General features: G+C 56.7%; 20 protein-coding genes. 14 read left to right on the top strand and 6 right to left on the bottom strand.

The features are described 5' to 3' along the window. The first annotated feature begins 65 nt into the window (after positions 1 to 65). The 10 genes from pspF to pdeR all read left to right on the top strand — a co-directional run bounded on the left by pspF (position 66) and on the right by pdeR (position 12,828). Entirely contained in the window at positions 66 to 1,043 is a 978-nt protein-coding gene (pspF, locus tag LG383_RS06790; protein WP_166182668.1) for a phage shock protein operon transcriptional activator, read from the top strand. A gap of 88 nt (positions 1,044 to 1,131) precedes the next feature. Beyond that, the gene (gene sapA, locus LG383_RS06785; protein ID WP_166182669.1) at positions 1,132 to 2,772 is read left to right on the top strand and encodes an ABC transporter substrate-binding protein SapA; all 1,641 of its coding nucleotides are present in this window, start codon (positions 1,132 to 1,134) and stop codon (positions 2,770 to 2,772) included. Further along, a complete protein-coding gene (sapB, locus tag LG383_RS06780; RefSeq protein WP_106993132.1) occupies positions 2,769 to 3,734 on the top strand; it encodes a putrescine export ABC transporter permease SapB in 966 nt (321 codons plus the stop codon). Before sapA ends, sapB begins: the two co-directional genes overlap by 4 nt. After that, on the top strand, positions 3,721 to 4,611 hold the full coding sequence (gene sapC / locus LG383_RS06775; protein ID WP_106993133.1) for a putrescine export ABC transporter permease SapC: 891 nt from the start codon (positions 3,721 to 3,723) through the stop codon (positions 4,609 to 4,611). Before sapB ends, sapC begins: the two co-directional genes overlap by 14 nt. After that, positions 4,611 to 5,603, top strand: coding sequence for a putrescine export ABC transporter ATP-binding protein SapD (gene sapD, locus LG383_RS06770; protein WP_225758627.1), 993 nt, complete (start codon positions 4,611 to 4,613; stop codon positions 5,601 to 5,603). Before sapC ends, sapD begins: the two co-directional genes overlap by 1 nt. Before the next feature lies 1 nt (position 5,604). Next, complete coding sequence (sapF, locus tag LG383_RS06765; RefSeq protein ID WP_106993135.1) at positions 5,605 to 6,411, top strand: putrescine export ABC transporter ATP-binding protein SapF; 807 nt, start codon at positions 5,605 to 5,607, stop codon at positions 6,409 to 6,411. Positions 6,412 to 6,532: 121 nt separating this feature from the next. Next, positions 6,533 to 7,321 carry an enoyl-ACP reductase FabI gene (fabI, locus tag LG383_RS06760; protein WP_225758626.1) on the top strand — a complete coding sequence of 263 codons (789 nt, stop codon included), beginning with the start codon at positions 6,533 to 6,535 and terminating at the stop codon, positions 7,319 to 7,321. Positions 7,322 to 7,482: 161 nt separating this feature from the next. Beyond that, a complete protein-coding gene (locus LG383_RS06755) occupies positions 7,483 to 8,490 on the top strand; it encodes a CMD domain-containing protein (protein WP_225758625.1) in 1,008 nt (335 codons plus the stop codon). A gap of 88 nt (positions 8,491 to 8,578) precedes the next feature. Further along, entirely contained in the window at positions 8,579 to 10,513 is a 1,935-nt protein-coding gene (locus LG383_RS06750) for an exoribonuclease II (protein WP_225758624.1), read from the top strand. 323 nt (positions 10,514 to 10,836) lie between these two features. Continuing rightward, positions 10,837 to 12,828: a cyclic di-GMP phosphodiesterase gene (gene pdeR / locus LG383_RS06745; RefSeq protein ID WP_225758623.1), complete on the top strand. Its 1,992-nt coding sequence runs from the start codon at positions 10,837 to 10,839 to the stop codon at positions 12,826 to 12,828. On the opposite strand, the gene LG383_RS06740 is transcribed toward pdeR, so the two are convergent. Continuing rightward, positions 12,825 to 13,694: a crotonase/enoyl-CoA hydratase family protein gene (locus LG383_RS06740; RefSeq protein ID WP_106993140.1), complete on the bottom strand. Its 870-nt coding sequence runs from the start codon at positions 13,692 to 13,694 to the stop codon at positions 12,825 to 12,827. The two genes, pdeR and LG383_RS06740, sit on opposite strands and share 4 nt — an antisense overlap. 192 nt (positions 13,695 to 13,886) lie before the next feature. On the opposite strand from LG383_RS06740, the gene LG383_RS06735 reads away from it, so the two are divergent. From LG383_RS06735 to osmB, 3 genes are all read left to right on the top strand, one after another. Next, on the top strand, positions 13,887 to 14,069 hold the full coding sequence (locus LG383_RS06735) for a hypothetical protein (RefSeq protein ID WP_106993141.1): 183 nt from the start codon (positions 13,887 to 13,889) through the stop codon (positions 14,067 to 14,069). 68 nt (positions 14,070 to 14,137) lie between these two features. Next, a complete protein-coding gene (locus LG383_RS06730; protein WP_106993142.1) occupies positions 14,138 to 14,893 on the top strand; it encodes a DNA-binding transcriptional regulator YciT in 756 nt (251 codons plus the stop codon). A 261-nt stretch (positions 14,894 to 15,154) separates the two neighbouring features. Then, the gene (osmB, locus tag LG383_RS06725) at positions 15,155 to 15,370 is read left to right on the top strand and encodes an osmotically-inducible lipoprotein OsmB (protein ID WP_106993143.1); all 216 of its coding nucleotides are present in this window, start codon (positions 15,155 to 15,157) and stop codon (positions 15,368 to 15,370) included. A 112-nt stretch (positions 15,371 to 15,482) separates the two neighbouring features. Here osmB and yciH read toward each other — a convergent pair whose 3' ends face one another. The 5 genes from yciH to pgpB form a co-directional block, all read right to left on the bottom strand. Continuing rightward, entirely contained in the window at positions 15,483 to 15,809 is a 327-nt protein-coding gene (gene yciH / locus LG383_RS06720) for a stress response translation initiation inhibitor YciH (RefSeq protein ID WP_106993144.1), read from the bottom strand. Further along, positions 15,809 to 16,546 carry an orotidine-5'-phosphate decarboxylase gene (gene pyrF, locus LG383_RS06715; RefSeq protein WP_225758622.1) on the bottom strand — a complete coding sequence of 246 codons (738 nt, stop codon included), beginning with the start codon at positions 16,544 to 16,546 and terminating at the stop codon, positions 15,809 to 15,811. The genes yciH and pyrF overlap by 1 nt, the downstream gene beginning before the upstream one ends. A 183-nt stretch (positions 16,547 to 16,729) precedes the next feature. Then, complete coding sequence (gene lapB, locus LG383_RS06710) at positions 16,730 to 17,899, bottom strand: lipopolysaccharide assembly protein LapB (protein WP_106993146.1); 1,170 nt, start codon at positions 17,897 to 17,899, stop codon at positions 16,730 to 16,732. 6 nt (positions 17,900 to 17,905) lie between these two features. Continuing rightward, a complete protein-coding gene (locus tag LG383_RS06705) occupies positions 17,906 to 18,214 on the bottom strand; it encodes a LapA family protein (RefSeq protein ID WP_106993147.1) in 309 nt (102 codons plus the stop codon). A gap of 151 nt (positions 18,215 to 18,365) precedes the next feature. Continuing rightward, entirely contained in the window at positions 18,366 to 19,130 is a 765-nt protein-coding gene (pgpB, locus tag LG383_RS06700; protein WP_225758621.1) for a phosphatidylglycerophosphatase B, read from the bottom strand. A 197-nt stretch (positions 19,131 to 19,327) separates the two neighbouring features. Here pgpB and ribA point away from each other — a divergent pair, with 197 nt between their 5' ends. Next, complete coding sequence (gene ribA / locus LG383_RS06695; RefSeq protein ID WP_106993149.1) at positions 19,328 to 19,918, top strand: GTP cyclohydrolase II; 591 nt, start codon at positions 19,328 to 19,330, stop codon at positions 19,916 to 19,918.

Raw genomic sequence — 19,918 nt, 5'->3', positions numbered from 1 at the left:
GCTTTTTCGCCCGTTCCACCCTACTCTCGCTTAGTGAATCACACCAATAAGTAGTTAATTTCATCATGGCTGAATTTAAAGATACATTATTGGGGGAAGCCAACAGCTTCCTCGAAGTGCTGGAGCAGGTTTCGCGCCTGGCCCCGCTGAATAAACCGGTGCTTATCATCGGCGAGCGCGGCACCGGGAAAGAGCTAATAGCCAACCGTCTGCACTATTTATCCGGGCGCTGGGATGGCCCTTTTATCTCCCTGAACTGCGCCGCGCTGAACGAAAACCTGCTCGATACCGAGCTGTTCGGCCATGAGGCGGGCGCCTTTACCGGAGCCCAGCGGCGTCATCCCGGGCGTTTCGAGCGCGCCGACGGTGGGACGTTGTTCCTGGATGAGCTGGCCACCGCCCCGATGCTGGTGCAGGAAAAGCTGCTGCGCGTCATTGAGTATGGCGAGCTCGAGCGCGTGGGCGGCAGCCAGCCATTACAGGTGAATGTGCGACTGGTCTGCGCCACCAACGCCAACCTGCCGGAGATGGTCGAGCAGGAGCGGTTTCGCGCCGACCTGCTGGACAGACTGGCCTTCGACGTCGTCAACCTGCCCCCGCTGCGCGAGCGGCGCAGCGATATCATGCTGCTGGCGGAACAATTTGCCATCCAGATGTGCCGCGAGCTGGGCCTGCCGTTGTTCCCCGGCTTTAGCCAGCACGCCCGCGAAACCCTGCTCGATTACCGCTGGCCGGGTAATATCCGCGAGCTGAAGAACGTGGTTGAGCGCTCCGTCTATCGCCATGGCAGCAGCGAAACCGAGCTGGATGAGATTGTGATCGATCCCTTCCATCGCCCCACACAATTACCTGTCGATAAGCCCCGCAATGCCGCTTCCCCCACCCTGCCGCTGGATTTACGTCAGTTCCAGCAGGCGCAGGAAAAGCAGCTGCTGGAGCTGAGTCTGCGGGAGGCCAAGTTTAATCAGAAACGGGCGGCTGAACTGCTGGGGCTGACCTACCATCAATTGCGGGCATTGCTCAAAAAGCATCAGATGCGCTGACAATATCAGCACTTATCCGCAGACATTTTTACGAAGCAGGTGTAAGTGCGATACACTTTGCAGATCGTCACTAAAAACCTTAAAAATTATGCGTCTGGTTTTCTCGTCCCTGATTGCGCTCGGTCTGTTAAGTAGCCAGGCTTTTGCTGCGCCCACGCCTGCAGATCGCGCCGATATTCGCGACAGCGGCTTTGTCTACTGCGTCAGTGGGCAGGTCAACACCTTCAACCCGCAAAAAGCGAGCAGCGGCCTGATCGTCGATACCCTCGCCGCGCAGCTGTATGACCGCCTGCTGGATGTCGATCCCTATACTTACCGCCTGGTGCCGGAGCTGGCCGAGAGCTGGGAAGTTCTGGACAACGGCGCGACCTACCGTTTCCGTCTGCGCGACGATGTGAACTTCCAGACCACGCCGTGGTTCAAACCCACCCGTAAACTGAATGCGGATGACGTGGTCTTCACCTTCCAGCGCATTTTTAACCGCGACCATGCGTGGCACTACGTCAACGGCGGCAGCTTCCCTTACTTCGACAGCCTGCAATTTGCCGATACGGTAAAGAACGTGCGCAAGCTGGATAACCGCACCGTCGAGTTCACCCTCGCCCGCCCGGATGCCTCTTTCCTCTGGCATCTGGCGACGCACTACGCCTCGGTAATGTCCTCGGAGTACGCCACCCAGCTGACCCTGAAGGATAAACAGGAGCTGATGGATCGCCAGCCGGTAGGCACCGGGCCGTTCCAGATCGCAGAGTATCGCGCCGGGCAATATGTTCGTCTGCAGCGCCACGAAAAATTCTGGCGCGGCAAACCGCTGATGCCCCAGGTGGTGGTGGATTTAGGCTCCGGCGGAACGGGTCGCCTGTCGAAGTTGCTCACCGGTGAGTGCGATGTGCTGGCCTGGCCCGCCGCCAGCCAGCTGACCATTCTGCGCGACGACCCGCGTCTGCGCCTGACCCTGCGTCCGGGCATGAACATCGCCTATCTGGCGTTTAATACCAATAAGCCGCCGCTGAATAACCCGGCGGTGCGGCACGCCCTCGCGCTGGCGATCAATAACCAGCGTCTGATGCAGTCCATTTATTACGGTACCGCAGAAACCGCCGCCTCCATCCTGCCCCGCGCCTCGTGGGCTTACGATAGCGAGGCTAAAATTACCGAATATAATCCGGATAAATCCCGCGAACAGCTCAAGGCGCTGGGGGCGGATAACCTCACCCTGCAGCTGTGGGTGCCCACCAGCTCTCAGGCCTGGAACCCCAGCCCGCTGAAGACCGCCGAGCTGCTGCAGGCCGACCTCGCCCAGGTGGGGGTCACGGTGGTGATCGTTCCGGTGGAAGGCCGTTTTCAGGAGGCGCGCCTGATGGACATGAACCATGATTTAACCCTGGCAGGTTGGGCAACCGACAGTAACGACCCGGACAGCTTCTTCCGGCCGCTGCTGAGCTGTGCGGCGATTGACTCGCAGACCAACTACGCCCACTGGTGCCACCGCGAGTTCGATGATGTGCTGCGCAAAGCCCTCTCGACTCAGCAACTGGCGGCGCGTATCGACGCCTACGACGAAGCGCAAATTATTCTGGCCAAAGAGCTGCCGGTACTGCCCCTGGCCTCCTCCCTGCGTCTGCAGGCGTACCGTTACGACATTAAAGGCCTGGTGCTGAGCCCGTTCGGTAGCGCATCCTTTGCCGGCGTCTCCCGTGAAGAGCAAGAAGAGGTGAAAAAACCGTGATTATTTTTACCTTACGTCGGCTGCTGTTGCTGCTGATCACCCTCTTCTTTCTGACCTTTGTCGGCTTCAGTCTGAGCTATTTCACCCCTCATGCGCCGCTGCAGGGCGCCTCCCTGTGGAATGCGTGGTGGTTCTGGTTTGAAGGGGTGCTGCACTGGGACTTTGGCGTCTCCAGCATCAACGGTCAGCCCATCGCCGAGCAGTTGAAAGAGGTGTTCCCCGCCACTATGGAGCTGTGTATCCTGGCGTTCGGCTTTGCGCTGGTGGTGGGGATCCCGGTCGGGATGCTCGCCGGGATCACCCGCAACAAGTGGCAGGATAAGCTTATCAGCGCCATTGCCCTGCTCGGTTTCTCGGTTCCGGTGTTCTGGCTGGCGCTGCTGCTGACGCTCTTTTTCTCCCTGACGCTCGGCTGGCTGCCGGTGTCCGGCCGTTTCGACCTGCTGTATACGGTGAAGACGGTGACCGGTTTCGCGATTATTGACGCCTGGCTCTCAGATTCGGTCTGGCGGCATGAGATGATTATCAGCGCCGTGCGCCACATGGTATTGCCGGTGCTGGCGCTGGCCGTTGCGCCAACCACCGAGGTGATCCGCCTGATGCGCATCAGCACCATCGAGGTGTTTGATCAGAACTATGTTAAAGCCGCCGCCACGCGCGGCCTGTCGCGGCTGACGATTTTACGCCGCCATGTTCTGCATAACGCCCTCCCGCCGGTGATCCCGCGTCTTGGCCTGCAGTTCTCCACCATGCTGACCCTGGCGATGATCACCGAGATGGTCTTTAGCTGGCCGGGCCTGGGCCGCTGGCTAATCAACGCCATCCGCCAGCAGGACTACGCCGCGATCTCCGCCGGTGTGATGGTGATTGGCGCGCTGGTCATTATTGTTAACGTAATATCCGATATTTTGGGCGCTATGGCTAACCCGCTGAAACATAAGGAATGGTATGCCTTACGATAGCGTATACAGTGAAAAGCGCACCCCCGGGGCATTGCGCACCGCGTGGCGTAACTTCTACGGCGACGCCACCGCCATGATCGGCCTGTACGGCTGCGGCGGCCTGGTGCTGCTCTGCATCCTGGGCTCCTGGTTTGCCCCCTACGGCATTGACCAGCAGTTCCTCGGCTATCAGCTGTTACCGCCCTCGTGGTCGCGTTACGGCGAAGTCTCTTTCTTCCTCGGCACCGATGACCTCGGACGCGATCTCTTAAGTCGCCTGCTGAGCGGTGCGGCGCCAACGGTGGGCGGTGCTTTTGTGGTGACGCTGGCGGCCACGCTGTGCGGTCTGCTGCTCGGCATTGTCGCCGGTTCAACCCACGGCCTGCGCTCGGCAGTGACGAACCACATTCTCGACACCCTACTGTCGATTCCGTCGCTGCTGCTGGCAATCATCGTGGTGGCGTTCTCCGGGCCGCACCTGATCCACGCCATGTTTGCGGTGTGGCTGGCGCTGCTGCCGCGCATGGTGCGCTCGGTCTATAGCCTGGTGCACGATGAGCTGGAAAAAGATTACGTGGTCGCCGCCCGTCTGGATGGCGCTACCACCTTAAATATTCTGTGGTTCGCCGTGTTGCCCAATATCGCCTCCGGGATGGTTACCGAGATCACCCGCGCCCTGTCGATGGCAATCCTCGATATCGCCGCGCTCGGGTTTCTCGATCTGGGCGCGCAGCTCCCGTCCCCGGAATGGGGCGCGATGCTGGGCGACGCACTGGAACTGATCTATGTAGCCCCCTGGACGGTGATGCTGCCGGGTGCGGCGATCATGATGAGCGTGCTGCTGGTGAACCTGCTTGGCGACGGCATTCGTCGCGCCATCGTGGCGGGGGTGGAATAATGCCATTACTGGATATTCGCAATCTGACGATTGAATTTAAAACCAGCGAAGGCTGGGTGAAAGCGGTCGACCGCGTCAGCATTACTCTCAGCGAAGGCGAAATCCGCGGGCTGGTAGGTGAGTCGGGCTCGGGCAAAAGCCTGATTGCCAAAGCGATTTGCGGCGTGGCGAAAGATAACTGGCGCGTCACCGCAGACCGGATGCGCTTTGACGATATCGACCTGCTGCGCCTCTCCGTCCGGGAGCGACGCAAGCTGGTGGGTCACAACGTGTCGATGATTTTTCAGGAGCCGCAGTCCTGTCTCGATCCGTCGGAGCGTGTCGGCAAACAGCTGATGCAGAACATTCCCGCCTGGACCTATAAAGGCCGCTGGTGGCAGCGTTTTGGCTGGCGCAAACGCCGGGCCATCGAGCTGCTGCACCGGGTGGGGATCAAGGATCACAAAGACGCCATGCGCAGCTTCCCCTATGAGCTGACCGATGGCGAGTGTCAGAAAGTGATGATCGCCATTGCGCTGGCCAACCAGCCGCGCCTGCTGATTGCCGACGAACCGACCAACGCAATGGAACCCACCACCCAGGCGCAGATTTTCCGCCTGCTCACCAGGCTTAATCAGAACAACAACACCACCATTTTGCTGATCAGCCATGACCTGCAGATGCTGAGCAAATGGGCGGATAAGATTGACGTGATGTACTGCGGCCAAACCGTGGAAACCGCCGGCAGTGAAGAGCTGGTTACCATGCCGCATCATCCTTATACCCAGGCGCTGATCCGTGCGATCCCCGATTTTGGCAGCGCTATGCCGCATAAAAGCCGTCTCAACACCCTGCCAGGGGCGATCCCGCTGCTGGAGCATCTGCCGATCGGCTGTCGCCTGGGGCCACGCTGTCCGTATGCCCAGCGAAAATGCATTGAAACGCCACGCCTTGCCGGGCCGAGAAACCATCTGTTTGCCTGCCATTTCCCGCTGAACATGGAGAAAGAGTGACATGGTCGAAACCTTGCTGGAAGTGCGCAACCTGAGTAAGACCTTTCGCTACCGCACCGGTTTATTCCACCGTCAGACCGTCGAAGCGGTGAAGCCGCTGAGCTTTACCCTGCGGGAAAAGCAGACCCTGGCGATTATCGGTGAGAACGGGTCGGGGAAATCGACGCTGGCGAAAATGCTGGCCGGGATGATCGAACCCTCCGATGGCGAAGTATTGATTGATGACCATCTGCTGAAGTTTGGCGATTACTCGTTCCGCAGTCAGCGGATCCGCATGATTTTCCAGGATCCCTCGACCTCGCTGAACCCGCGCCAGCGTATCTCACAGATCCTCGATTTCCCGCTGCGTCTGAATACCGATCTGGAGTTTGAAGCGCGGCGTAAGCAGATTATCGAAACCCTGCGCATGGTCGGGCTGCTGCCGGATCATGTCAGTTACTATCCGCACATGCTGGCCCCGGGCCAGAAACAGCGTCTCGGCCTGGCGCGCGCGTTGATCCTGCGACCTAAAGTGATTATCGCTGACGAAGCGCTGGCCTCGCTGGATATGTCGATGCGTTCTCAGTTAATCAATCTGATGCTGGAGCTGCAGGAGAAACAGGGAATCTCCTATATTTACGTCACCCAGCATCTGGGAATGATGAAGCACATCAGCGATCAGGTGCTGGTGATGCATGAAGGCTCGGTGGTGGAACGCGGCAGTACCGCGTCGGTGCTGGCCGCGCCGCTTCACGATCTGACCAAACGTTTAATTGCCGGGCATTTTGGCGAAGCCTTAACCGCCGACGCCTGGCGGAAAGACCGCTGATCGGCTCTGCAGAGTGGTCGGATTAATTCTATTGGCGACCCATGCTATTATCGCCGCGTTTTAACGACGGGTGCCCAGCAAGACGGCAGCCGCCACCACAATGATTATAAGGATCAGAGCTATGGGTTTTCTTTCCGGTAAGCGCATTCTGGTAACCGGCGTTGCCAGCAAACTCTCCATCGCATACGGCATCGCACAGGCGATGCATCGCGAAGGCGCTGAGCTGGCATTCACCTACCAGAACGACAAGCTGAAAGGCCGCGTAGAAGAGTTTGCCGCGCAGCTGGGTTCCAGCATTGTTCTGGAATGCGACGTTGCACAAGATGAAAGCATCGATGGCATGTTCGCTGAGCTGGCAAAAACCTGGCCGAAATTTGACGGTTTTGTTCACTCCATCGGTTTCGCACCAGGCGACCAGCTGGATGGCGACTACGTGAACGCGGTTACCCGTGAAGGCTTCAAAATTGCCCACGATATAAGCTCCTACAGCTTCGTGGCGATGGCAAAATCCTGCCGCAGCATGCTGAACCCGGGCGCAGCCCTGCTGACCCTCTCCTATCTGGGTGCTGAGCGCGCCATCCCGAACTACAACGTGATGGGCCTGGCGAAAGCCTCTCTGGAAGCCAACGTGCGCTACATGGCGAACGCTATGGGGCCTGAAGGCGTGCGCGTGAACGGGATCTCTGCGGGTCCAATCCGTACCCTGGCCGCTTCAGGCATCAAAGACTTCCGTAAAATGCTGGCGCATTGCGAAGCGGTTACGCCGATCCGTCGCACCGTCACCATCGAAGACGTGGGTAACTCTGCGGCCTTCCTGTGCTCTGACCTCTCTGCTGGCATCTCCGGTGAAGTGGTCCACGTTGACGGCGGTTTCAGTATCGCTGCAATGAACGAGCTGGAAATCAAATAAGTTCGTCACCTTCCCGCTGCGGCGGGAAGGTTTTCCTGTTGTTACGCCCCGCTTTTCCCCTCGTTATTCCGTTCCGCTATTTGTTATCACCTAACAATATTTTTCCGCTTATCCGCCTTACGCCAGGATATTGATCGCCATTATGAGATCAAGGAACGCACATGGAACAACGCCGTATTTCTGGCAAAGGCCACTGGTATCATGAAACCCAGTCCAGTAGCAGCCCGACGGAAGTCCTGCCTTTGGTTCCCGAAGCCGCACAGGTCGCGGATCGTTTTTTGCTGAACCTCACATTACCGGCGTCGCTGCTGGCGGCCTGCGAACGCTGGTTAACCCCGGCCCGGGCGCTGTGCGACCTCTTTTTCCCGCGCACCGTGCCGGTCAATCGCCTGCGCACGCTCAGCGCGTATGACCGATTCAGCACCGCCCTGACGGTAGCCCAGGTGTGTGGCGTGCAGCGGCTCTGTAATCACTACGCCGCGCTACTCGCCCCGCTCCCCGGCCCCGACTCCTCCCGTGAAAGCAATCGCCGTCTCGCCCAGATCACCCAGTACGCCCGCCAGCTTGCCAGCTCACCCGACGTGATCGACACCAAAGCGCAGCAGGAGCTCGATGAGGTGGGCCTGACGGTGTATGACATTGTGACCATCAACCAGATCATCGGCTTTGTCGGCTTTCAGGCCCGGGTGGTGGCGGTGTTCCAGGCCCTGCTCGGCCATCCTGTCCGCTGGCTGCCCGGGCACCATATCCCGCTGCACGCCCTGATTGACGATAGTGCGCTGAACATGGATACCTGGGAGCCAGTCGTCCCGGGCGTTGAGCAACGAAATGCCAGTGCACAACAGCTGGCGTCCCTTGAACGCTGGCAGGCCGAGCCGCTATTGCAGCAGCTCACGCCGGTGCTGTGTCATGAGCCCGCGCTCCTCGATTACACCGGTGAAATCCTGGTTAGCGGGCTCGATGCCGCACAGCCAGCGGGTGCTTCAGATGAGGCGGTGAGACGCGCTGTGGAACAGCTGGCACGCTCCCCGGATCGGTTCAGCGCCGCGCAATTTACCCCACTGACGGACGAGGGGCTTCCTCTGGCGCAGGCTATCAACTTGCTGACCTGGAGCGCTTTTTGCGGCTGGTTGAACCGGCTTAAAATCGCCATCGGCAGAGGCGAATAACCATACTAATTACCTAAAGAGCGCTTGCTGTAGCAGTGAGATTCGCGTAAAACTGTCAGCCGCTCAATGGCTACGAAAATAGATCACTATGCTCCAGGACAACCCGCTGCTAGCGCAGCTTAAACAGCAACTGCATTCCCAGACGCCACGTGCTGAAGGGGTGGTAAAAGCCACGGAAAAAGGCTTTGGCTTCCTTGAAGTCGATGCACAGAAAAGTTACTTCATTCCGCCTCCGCAGATGAAGAAAGTGATGCACGGCGATCGTATTACTGCCGTGATCCATAGCCAAAAGGATCGTGAATCCGCCGAGCCTGAAGAGCTGATTGAACCCTTCCTGACCCGCTTTGTGGGTAAGGTGCTGCGTAAAGATGACCGTCTGTCCATTATCCCGGACCATCCCCTGCTGAAAGACGCCATCCCTTGCCGCGCAGAGCGCGGCGTCGAGCATGATTTTAAAGAAGGTGACTGGGCGGTAGCTGAGATGCGCCGTCACCCTCTGAAGGGCGACCGCGGCTTTTATGCCGAACTGACCCAGTTTATTACCTTTGGCGACGACCACTTCGTGCCATGGTGGGTCACCCTGGCACGCCATAATCTGGAAAAAGAAGCGCCAGAAGGCGCGGCGACGGAGATGCTGGACGAAGGTCTGGAACGTCGCGATCTCACCGCCCTCAATTTCGTGACCATCGACAGCGCCAGCACCGAAGATATGGACGATGCGCTGTATGTGGAAGAGCAGGCTGACGGCAAGCTGCTGTTAACCGTGGCGATTGCCGATCCAACGGCCTGGATTGCTGAAGGCACCCCGCTGGATGAGTCTGCCAAAATCCGCGCCTTTACCAACTACCTGCCGGGCTTCAACATCCCGATGCTGCCGCGCGAACTCTCTGATGACTTGTGCTCCCTGCGCGCCAATGAAGTGCGTCCGGTCCTCGCCTGCCGCATGACCATTGCTGCCGATGGCACCATCGAAGAGAACATTGAGTTCTTTGCCGCCACCATCGAGTCGAAAGCCAAACTGGTGTACGACGAGGTGTCTGACTGGCTGGAAAACAGCGGTAGCTGGCAACCTGCCAGTGACGCCATTGCCGAACAGATCCGTCTGTTGCAGCGCGTCTGCCTGAGCCGCAGCGAGTGGCGTAAGACCCATGCGCTGGTATTCAAGGATCGCCCTGACTACCGCTTTATTCTTGGTGAAAAAGGCGAAGTGCTGGATATCGTTGCTGAACCGCGTCGCATTGCTAACCGCATTGTTGAAGAGTCAATGATTGCGGCGAACATCTGTGCCGCTCGCGTCCTGCGCGATAAACTCGGTTTCGGCATCTATAACGTGCACACCGGCTTTGACCCGGCAAATAGCGAAACGCTGGCTGCCCTGCTGAAGACCCACGACGTACACGTTGATCCGCAGGAAGTCCTGACCCTGAACGGCTTCTGCAAGCTGCGTCGTGAGCTGGATGCACAGCCGTCCGGCTTCCTCGACAGCCGCATTCGCCGTTTCCAGTCTTTCGCTGAGATCAGCACCGAACCGGGCCCGCACTTTGGCCTCGGTCTGGAAGCCTATGCCACCTGGACATCCCCGATCCGTAAGTATGGCGATATGGTTAACCACCGCCTGCTGAAAGCGATCGTCAAGGGTGAATCCATCGCCCGTCCGCAGGACGAAACCACTGTGCAGATGGCGGAGCGTCGTCGCCTTAACCGCATGGCGGAGCGCGATGTCGGTGACTGGCTGTATGCCCGCTTCCTGAAAGACAAAGCCGGGACTGACACCCGTTTTGCGGCCGAGATCATCGATATTAGCCGCGGCGGCATGCGTGTTCGTCTGGTGGATAACGGCGCTGTGGCCTTCATTCCGGCTCCGTTCCTGCACGCCGTGCGTGATGAACTGGTCTGCAGCCAGGAGAACGGCACCGTTCAGATCAAAGGTGAAGTGGCCTTTAAAGTGACCGAGGTTATTGACGTCACTATCGCTGAAGTGCGTATGGAAACACGCAGCGTCATCGCCCGCCCAGCCATCTGATTATTGTCTGCTAAAAAGTCGGATTCACCCACCCCGGGTGATCCGACTTTTTTATTACCACTAAAACCCATTCTCACTATTTTTACTGACCTTTTCCTCCCACAAATTGCAAAAAGCGATCACAATTATTAGCGACGGGCGGGTTCACGCTATGGTGCATTTGTAGAATATTCATTCGCCTGTATCCTTTTTCGCTATTCTCGTTCTACTATTAAGAATACTGGGAAAAACAATAAGTTTAGCTCGGGGTCACCGCCGTTTTAACGCGATTAAACCGACTGAAAATGCACAATGTGTGCAATTAAGTGCGCCTGGGAGAGAGCATGATTGACGATCTGGAGCAAAATTTGCTGTTTCGTTACATGGGCACCCACAGTCCCTGGTGGCGACTGACGGCGGACAGCAATGCTCTGCATCTTGCGGCCAGTGAAAGTGCCGATACGACGCAAGTTGTCGCGCTCTCCGATGAGCAGGCCAGTCATATTCGCCAGATGACGGTGATCACCTCCAGTATTACCATGACGCTCTCCCTGTACGGAACCGAGGTGCCGGTGCATCTGGTGGGCCGTAAAATCACCAAAAAAGAGTGGGCTGGCACCGCCTCCGCCTGGCATGATACCCCCTCCGTTGCCCGCGATCTGGCGCAGGGTTTATCCTTTGCCGAACAGGTGGTTTCCGAAGCCAACTCGGTGATTGTCATCCTAGACCGGCACGGCAATATTCAGCGCTTTAACCGCCTGAGCGAAGAGTACACCGGGATGAAGGAGCAGGAGGTTATCGGCCAGAACGTATTCAAGCTTTTTATGAGCCGCAGCGAAGCCGCCGCCTCCCGCCGCAATATCAGCGGTTTTTTTCGCGACGGTAGCTCCTATGAAGTGGAGCGCTGGATCAAAACCCGCAAAGGGCAACGCCTGTTCCTGTTTCGGAATAAATTCGTGCACAGCGGCAGCGGTAAGAACGAAATCTTCCTTATCTGTTCCGGGACGGACATCACCGAAGAGCGCCGCGCCCAGGAGCGACTCCGGGTCCTGGCCAATACCGATACCATCACCGGCCTGCCAAACCGCAATGCTATTCACGATATGATCACCGAAGCGATCGACACGCGCGGCGATACCCAGGTGGGCGTGGTCTATCTTGACCTCGATAATTTCAAAAAGGTGAATGACGCCTACGGGCATATGTTCGGCGATCAGCTGTTACAGGCCGTGGCGCTGGCGATCCTCAGCTGTCTGGAAGATGGGCAGGTGCTGGCCCGTCTGGGCGGGGATGAGTTCATCGTGCTGGCCAGTGGCACCTCCCAGGGCGCGCTGGAAGCCATGGCCTCGCGGATCCTGACCCGACTGCGCCAGCCCTTCCGGATTGGTTTAATCGAAGTCTATACCGGCTGCTCGCTGGGTATCTCTCTCGCCCCGCAGCACGGAACCGATCGTGAGAGCGTGATCCGCAATGCCGACACCGCCATGTACACCGCTAAAGAGAACGGCCGCGGGACGTTCTGCGTCTTCTCCCCGGAGATGAATCAGCGCGTCTTTGAATACCTGTGGCTGGACACGAACCTGCGCAAGGCGCTGGATAACGACCAACTGGTGATCCACTATCAGCCCAAAATTACCTGGCGGGGCGAGGTCAGAACCCTCGAAGCGCTGGTTCGCTGGCAGTCGCCGGAACGCGGGCTGATCCCGCCGCTGGAGTTTATCTCCTATGCGGAAGAGTCCGGGCTCATTGTACCGCTGGGCCGTTGGGTAATGCTCGACGTGGTGCGCCAGATCGCTAAATGGCGTGATAAAGGCATCAACCTGCGGGTAGCGGTCAACGTCTCTGCCCGTCAGCTGGCGGATCAAACCATCTTCAGCGATTTGAAACAGGCGTTAAAGGATCTCGACTTTGAGTACTGCCCGGTTGACGTGGAGCTGACGGAAAGCTGCCTGATTGAGAACGAGGAGCTGGCGCTGTCGGTCATTCAGCAGTTCAGCAAGCTGGGGGCGCAGATCCATCTCGACGATTTCGGCACCGGGTATTCGTCACTATCACAGCTGGCCCGCTTCCCCATCGATGCCATTAAGCTCGATCAGGCCTTTGTCCGGGATATTCATAAGCAGTCGGTATCGCAGTCGCTGGTGCGCGCGATTGTTGCCGTTGCTCAGGCGCTGAATTTACAGGTCATTGCCGAAGGGGTGGAGAGTGCGAAAGAAGACGCCTTTCTGACGAAGAATGGCGTCAACGAACGACAGGGTTTTCTGTTTGCTAAGCCCATGCCCGCTGTCGCATTCGAGCGATGGTTTAAACGTTACCAGGCACGCAACGCGCGTTAGCTGGCTTTACGCAGGCCTGATGCAGTGTGGCGATCCTGAAGCTGAACCAGCCGCTGCATATAGGCCACGTCCTTCGGCTGCAGGCAGAATGCAGCGTCCACCCAATCTTCCGTGATGTCCATCAGCTCACTGCGCGGCAACTGTAATACCCGTTGACGGGCGCGCAGCATGGCTCTGACGCCATTCATTTTAGGTTGTAAGGTGTCGATGAAGGTCCGTGTCGCCACGTAGCCCTGACCGGGTTCGAACAGCACGTCCACCAGCCCCTGCTGCTCATACCACTCCGCCGTGTGTGACTCCCCTTTATAGATCAGCTCCTCTGCCAGTTTCATGCCTGAACGGCGCGCCACCAGCGAGTAGCCACCCATGCCAGGGAAAAGATTAAAAGCGATCTCCGGAAAGCCTAAGCGCGCATCCCGCTGAGCCAGTAGGAAGTGATGCGCCAGCGCGGCCTCAAATCCGCCGCCAAGCGCACTACCCTCCACCATCGACAGGGTGATCGCCCCGGTATCAAAGCCCCGCGACGCCGCATGGACGCAGTCCACACAGGCGCGAGCATACGCCCGAAGCGCTTCGCGACGACCATTCTCTATGCACTCAACAAAGAAGCGTAAATCCCCGCCGGTGTTGTAGATATCTGGCACCAGCGATCCGGTTACCCAAAAATCAACCTCAAACCCCGACTGCCTTACCAGCCACGACAGGTTCATGATCTCCTCAATGAGGGCATGATTGAAGCAAGGGCGCGGCTGAGCTCGCAGCATCATCCACAGGGTGCGTCTTTCCTCCTCGTAGTAACCGGCGAGTTGGGTGAATCGTACAGAATCAGTAAACAGTTTACAGGTAGCCTGATTGATAATTGTCATAGTCTAATTCCTCATAGAAAAAAGCGCCTTGCGCGCAGAATTAGACTAATCCACTACTAAAGTCCTCTGTATAAAGAAGTACGAAAATATCACTACCATTAATGTGCTTTCGTTAGCACACTTTTTCCCTTCTCTTTTGCCTTCAATTTCTGCATCATTGAATTTATTCACTTTTCATTTAGGGATGAGATTATGTCTGATATCGATGCACTGAAAGTTGCCCAACGTATTGATACTGTGCTGGATATTCTGGTTGCAGGTGATGTGAACTCTGCTCTGCGTAATCTCGAGATATTAAAATCAGAATTACTGACTCAGGCGGGCGCACAGAAAAACGGCGATGCAGCACAGCCTAAATCGCCGTGGGAAGTTTAAGGGTCACAGCAGCCCACATGGTAATGTCAGTTTTCAACTAACGGCTCTGCCGTTTTAATATGGATGCTATGAATTCCCGACAACAAATAATATTACAGATGGTGATCGACACGGGTCGCATGAGCGTCGTTGATCTGGCTAAAAGCACCGGCGTATCAGAAGTCACCATCCGCCAGGATCTCAATCTTCTGGAAAAGATGAGTTATCTGCGCCGCGCACATGGCTATGCCGTGCCGCTGGACAGCGAAGATGTCGAAACGCGCATGATGAACAACTACGCCCTGAAACGTGAACTGGCAGAGTTTGCCGCTTCTCTGGTCAATAATGGCGAAACGGTGTTTATCGAAAATGGCAGTTGTAATGCCCTGCTGGCGCGAACGCTGGCTGAGCAGAAAGAGGATGTGACCATCGTGACGGTGAGCAGCTACATTGCTCATCTCCTGAAAGAGACGCGCAGCGAAGTCATTTTGTTGGGCGGTATCTATCAGAAAAAAAGCGAAAGCATGGTTGGCCCACTGACGCGTCAGTATGTTCAGCAGGTGCATTTCAGCAAGGCTTTTATCGGTATCGATGGCTGGCAGCCTGAGACTGGCTTTACCGGGCGGGACATGATGCGTTCTGACGTGGTTAACGCGGTACTTGAGAAAGGCGCTGAAGCCATTGTGCTGACCGACAGCACCAAGTTTGGCGCAGTGCATCCCTACACGATGGGCCCTGTCTCCCGCTTCAATCGGGTGATCACTGACGAGGGCATCAAAGCGGCCCACAGCGAGAAGCTACAGCAAGAAGGCCTGATCGTCGATATCGTCAAAAAACCGGCCTGACTCTCCTCTATGCCCGCCTCGTCGGGCGTTTTTTCTGCCCTTTCGCTCTGAGATTATTCTGACGCAGCCTTTAAGACTATTTACCTGTCGGATCAGTGATAAAGACGTAAAATTATTGTTAGCGATATAACAGGAAGTAACTATCACCTGCGTGATTTTGTAACGCCTGCGCAATCAAGTTTCATGGAAAACTGGCTTAAGAGTTTTACACTTATTTAAGCAGAGCTATTTCCGTGGATCACTATTTCAGGAGAATGAGTTATGTCTATTAACAGCAAAAAATTATCCGCTGCTATGCTGGCTGTCACGCTGGCGTTATCACTGAGCGCATGCTCCGGCATGAGCAGACAAGATCGTAATACCGCGATTGGTGCGGGTGCAGGCGCAATCGGTGGTTCCGTCTTAACAGACGGTAGCACGCTGGGTACCCTGGGTGGTGCTGCAGTGGGTGGTATCATCGGTCACCAGGTTAAATAACTTACCGATTACCCCGCAGTCATTTGATACCGCCCTGTTGTTTCTGGCGCTATCTCAAAATAAAAACAATAAGCCACGGTCTCGACCGTGGCTTATTTGTTTCTGCTAAGCGTTAACCGCCCGCTAATTTCACTTTCATCCCTTTTGCTTCCAGCAGGGATTTAATCAGATCCCGCTTATCGCCCTGGATCTCAATCACGCCATCTTTAACCGATCCGCCACAGCCACACTTTTTCTTCAGCTCGGCGGCAATGGCTGTCAGGGTGGCATCGTCGGCATCAATGCCGGTCACCAGGCAAACGCCCTTGCCTTTGCGTCCGCTGGTCTGGCGTTGAATGCGCACAATGCCGTCGCCTTTCGGGCGCTCAGCTTCCACCTTCGGTTCATCGATGCGCCCGGTGTCGGTCGAATAGACCAGGCGGCTGTTGGTATCGCGCATTAGGCCCCCTTGTGAAGTGATGCGTTGATGGCTTTCAGGGTCTGAGCCGGATCCGCAGACTGGGTCACCGGTCGACCAATAACCATATAGTCTACGCCCGCTGCCAGCGCCTGCTCAGGGGTCATAATGCGGCGCTGATCGCCGGCATCGCTGCCCTGTGGACGAATGCCTGGGGTGACCAGCTTAAAATCCTGACCGATAGCACTTTTGAAGCGCACCGCTTCCTGAGCAGAGCACACTACACCGTCCAGCCCGCAGGAATGGGTCAGCCGCGCCAGGCGCTCGGCATGCTCAGCCGGTGACAGGGTCACGCCGAGATCCAGCAGGTCGCTGGCTTCCATGCTGGTCAGCACGGTGACGGCAATCAGCAAGGGGGCGTCTTTGCCAAACGGCAGCAAGGCTTCCCGGGCGGCTGTCATCATCCGTGCCCCACCTGAAGCGTGGACGTTCACCATCCAGACGCCCAGCTCGGCCGCCGCGGCTACCGCATGGGCCGTAGTGTTAGGAATATCGTGGAATTTTAGATCCAGAAAGATATCAAAGCCGCGCTGCTGCATGTCACGCACGATTTGCGGGCCAAAGAGCGTGAACATCTCTTTGCCGATTTTCAGGCGGCAGTCGCGCGGGTCAATACGATCAACGAACGCAAGCGCGTTATCGCGATTGTTGTAATCCAGAGCGACAACAACAGGAGATTCAGTACCTGCGCGGGAAGAAGAGGGAGCTACAGACGTCATGACCGGACCTTCTCGTCGATGGGCGCCGCATCGGCGCGGGAATGATAAACGGCGTGCATTCTACCTGTGCCTCGCTGAAATTAACAGGTTCCATTTCCATTCCTGCCAGACCGCAGCGCGCACCGACCAGCCTGGATGCCAGACTTAGAGTATGTTGTAACTAAAATGAGATTTTTTTAAAAATTACTGCCCATCGAGGCCGCGAATCGGCTTGATGGTGGACCAGGCGCGGCAGGACGGACAGTGCCAGTACAGCGTATAGGCGGTAAAACCGCACTTCTGGCAGCGGTAGCGCGGCTTACTGCGGATCTGCTCGCCGACCATGTCACGCAGCACCATCAGACTCTCTTTAGCACGCCCCTCTTCTGCATCGTGCAGGTGATAATCCATCAGCTTGTGGAAGACACGCATGGTGGGATGACGCTGCAGCTGACGTGTGATGTAGACCTGCGCCGTGTCACTGCCTTCATGCTCCTGGACGACATCCGCCAGCATCAGCTCCGCATACGCCCCGGTGTTCTCTTCCACGCAGCGGCGCAGGAAGGCAACCCACTCTTCGGCCATACCCAGTTGCTGATAACAGGTTTGCAGCATCTCCAGAGTTTCGCTGACCAACTCTTTATCCTGCTCGATGACCCGTAGCAGGCTCTCTACCGCTTTCTGATAATCGCCTTTCGCCATGTACACGCGCCCCATCATGATGGAGACGCGCGCGCTGCTGCGATCGGCGGCAGCGCCTTTCCTGAGCAGCGCCATGGCTTTATCCATGTCTTCATTGCCCATCTGCTGGAGAGCCAGTTCGCAATAGAAATGGGCAATTTCGACGCGCTGTTTGTCTTTACCCAGCTTCACCAGACGTTCGGCAACGTCGATCGCCTTCTGCCACTCGCTGGTGGCCTGGTAAATCTGCAGGAGTTGTTGCAGGGCGCTGATGCGGAAATCGGTTTCGTCCACCAGCTGGTTAAACATCTCTTCGGCGCGGTCGTACAACCCGGCCGCCATATAGTCACGACCCAGCTGTTGTACGGCCAGCAGACGCTGCTCATAGGTTAATGAGGCGCTTTCCATTAAGGTCTGGTGAATGCGAATGGCGCGGTCAACTTCACCGCGGGAACGGAACAGATTGCCGAGAGTAAGATGGGCCTCAACGGTGCCGGTATCCTCTTTCAACATCTCGAGGAACAGGTCGACCGCTTTGTCCTGTTGGTTGCTCAGAAGGAAGTTAACCCCGGCAACGTAGTCGCGTGACAGGCGGTTAGCTTCATCCTGTTTTGTTTGTTGCGCACTTCTGCGGCCCATATACCAGCCATAGGCTGCGGCTACAGGCAAAAGCAGAAACAACAACTCCAGCATCTTTGATTATTCCTTCGCTACCGGCACACCTGAACTCACCGGAACGTCGGTCGTGGGCGCAATCTGGTATTCAAGACGTTTAATTTTACGTTCAGCACGGGCAAGTGAAACCCGAACTTTCAGCCAGAACAGGCCGCAAATAAGCCAGCCGATTGCAAACCCGGCCGCAAAGAGTACCGCCAGCAGGCTGGAAATCCGATATTCGCCTTGCGCCAGCAGATAATTAAAGGTTACCTGTTGATCGTTTTGCGCACCCAATGTGACGGAAATGACGAAAATCGCCAATACCAGTAAGAAAATGAGTAAATATTTCACATTACTTCCCGTTATGTGGTTTGAGCGAATAAAGAGTGTTCAACATCGCGTAGCCAGCCTTATAAACTACCATTTTAAGGACGGGCGCGAAACGGAAAAAGCATCGCGCCACGGTGAGATCTGCGGCTAAATATGAGAATTTCAACCGCTGTCAGCTTTCCTGGTCCCTGTCGGCTATTTCCCGCTTCTCTTCTACTGGCGGCGTGAGTGGACCACAGACGCGCTGAGCAAGCCAGGTCGCACAGATGATCAGCAGCCACGACATCAGGGTGGCCACCACCAGATCCCGCGGCCAGTGCATGCCGAGCAGCAGGCGGCTCCCCATGACACCCGTCGCCCACACCAGCAGAATGGCGATAGTGAAGGTGCGTCGACGCGGCCACAGCAATCCTACCCCCAACAATGCCCAGCTCGCGGCGAACATTGTGTGGCCGGACGGGAAGGCAAATCCTGTCTCTTTTTGCCAGTGCTTGCGTAAGAATGTCGGAACAGCCTGTTGTTCAGTAAGCTGTTCTTTCACCAGCTCGCCGCGTTCTTTACGCTTTAAATTGTAGAAGTCGTTGACCGGGACATGGTGAGTTTTTTCCAGCCAGACGACAAACGGACGCGGCTCCTGAACCTGATCTTTCACCCAGGATTTGAGTCCCTGGCCGATCAGGATCACACCGGCGAGAATGGCAAAGAGCATAATGGCGGCCCGCAGGCGAAAACGCAGGCACCATAGAAACCATCCGCACAACAGCGCGTGCGTAATAATGCCCCAGGGTTGGGTGACCGTCTCTGTGATCCAGTACAGCGCCTTAAGCCACCCGCTATCCGCGCCAGGCTGCCACTGCCAGCCTGATATCCATACCGTCGCAGGCATAATGAGTAATATCCCTGCACCAACTGCCGTGCGGCGGGCAATAGAAAGCATGTCGTCTCCTTTTTTCGATAAGCCTCACAATCATAACCGAAAAATTACAACCGCGTAAAAATGTCGGATTGTGCGTTTAACGTTCGTTAAGCTTGCGGTGATTAGGTGAACCCGCGCAGCTTGTGGCAAAATATGACAATACCGACAGCCAAACAGGCAACAGACACAAGGCGTGTCAGCATTTTCTGGAGAATCACATGCAGCTTAAACGTGTGGCAGAAGCCAATCTGCCAACCCCATGGGGCGATTTCCTGATGGTGGGTTTTGAAGAACTGGCAACCGGGCAGGATCACGTTGCGTTAGTGTTCGGGGATACCTCCGGGCAGACGCCAGTGCTTGCTCGCGTCCATTCCGAGTGTTTGACGGGTGACGCCCTGTTTAGCCTGCGCTGCGATTGTGGTTTTCAACTGGAAGCCGCCCTGTCGCACATTGCGGAAGAAGGCCGTGGCATCCTGCTGTATCACCGTCAGGAGGGTCGTAATATCGGCCTGCTGAATAAAATCCGCGCTTATGCCCTGCAGGATCAAGGGTACGACACCGTGGAAGCGAACCACCAGTTAGGCTTTGCTGCCGATGAGCGTGATTTCACCCTCTGCGCCGATATGTTCAAGCTGCTGGGCGTGGACGAAGTGCGTCTTCTGACCAACAACCCGCGTAAGGTCGAGATTCTAACCGAAGCTGGCATCAACATTGTTGAGCGCGTGCCGCTGATCGTGGGCCGCAACCCGAACAACGAACACTATCTGGATACCAAAGCGGCGAAGCTTGGGCATCTCCTTAGCGAATAA

The organism is Leclercia sp. Marseille-Q4284 (assembly GCF_916618945.1).
Classification (GTDB): Bacteria; Pseudomonadota; Gammaproteobacteria; order Enterobacterales; family Enterobacteriaceae; genus Enterobacter; species Enterobacter tamurae.
The sequence above is the reverse complement of the archived record's forward strand: the minus strand, read 5'-3'. Positions and strand labels throughout refer to the sequence as shown.

What these genes read in the sequence shown, in the direction of transcription:
- pspF (WP_166182668.1), top strand. Translation starts at nt 66, where the DNA reads ATGGCTGAATTTAAAGATACATTATTGGGGGAAGCCAACAGCTTCCTC.
- sapA (WP_166182669.1), top strand. Translation starts at nt 1,132, where the DNA reads ATGCGTCTGGTTTTCTCGTCCCTGATTGCGCTCGGTCTGTTAAGTAGC.
- sapC (WP_106993133.1), top strand. Translation starts at nt 3,721, where the DNA reads ATGCCTTACGATAGCGTATACAGTGAAAAGCGCACCCCCGGGGCATTG.
- sapD (WP_225758627.1), top strand. Translation starts at nt 4,611, where the DNA reads ATGCCATTACTGGATATTCGCAATCTGACGATTGAATTTAAAACCAGC.
- sapF (WP_106993135.1), top strand. Translation starts at nt 5,605, where the DNA reads ATGGTCGAAACCTTGCTGGAAGTGCGCAACCTGAGTAAGACCTTTCGC.
- fabI (WP_225758626.1), top strand. Translation starts at nt 6,533, where the DNA reads ATGGGTTTTCTTTCCGGTAAGCGCATTCTGGTAACCGGCGTTGCCAGC.
- LG383_RS06755 (WP_225758625.1), top strand. Translation starts at nt 7,483, where the DNA reads ATGGAACAACGCCGTATTTCTGGCAAAGGCCACTGGTATCATGAAACC.
- LG383_RS06750 (WP_225758624.1), top strand. Translation starts at nt 8,579, where the DNA reads ATGCTCCAGGACAACCCGCTGCTAGCGCAGCTTAAACAGCAACTGCAT.
- pdeR (WP_225758623.1), top strand. Translation starts at nt 10,837, where the DNA reads ATGATTGACGATCTGGAGCAAAATTTGCTGTTTCGTTACATGGGCACC.
- LG383_RS06740 (WP_106993140.1), bottom strand. Translation starts at nt 13,694, where the DNA reads ATGACAATTATCAATCAGGCTACCTGTAAACTGTTTACTGATTCTGTA.
- LG383_RS06735 (WP_106993141.1), top strand. Translation starts at nt 13,887, where the DNA reads ATGTCTGATATCGATGCACTGAAAGTTGCCCAACGTATTGATACTGTG.
- LG383_RS06730 (WP_106993142.1), top strand. Translation starts at nt 14,138, where the DNA reads ATGAATTCCCGACAACAAATAATATTACAGATGGTGATCGACACGGGT.
- osmB (WP_106993143.1), top strand. Translation starts at nt 15,155, where the DNA reads ATGTCTATTAACAGCAAAAAATTATCCGCTGCTATGCTGGCTGTCACG.
- yciH (WP_106993144.1), bottom strand. Translation starts at nt 15,809, where the DNA reads ATGCGCGATACCAACAGCCGCCTGGTCTATTCGACCGACACCGGGCGC.
- pyrF (WP_225758622.1), bottom strand. Translation starts at nt 16,546, where the DNA reads ATGACGTCTGTAGCTCCCTCTTCTTCCCGCGCAGGTACTGAATCTCCT.
- lapB (WP_106993146.1), bottom strand. Translation starts at nt 17,899, where the DNA reads ATGCTGGAGTTGTTGTTTCTGCTTTTGCCTGTAGCCGCAGCCTATGGC.
- pgpB (WP_225758621.1), bottom strand. Translation starts at nt 19,130, where the DNA reads ATGCTTTCTATTGCCCGCCGCACGGCAGTTGGTGCAGGGATATTACTC.
- ribA (WP_106993149.1), top strand. Translation starts at nt 19,328, where the DNA reads ATGCAGCTTAAACGTGTGGCAGAAGCCAATCTGCCAACCCCATGGGGC.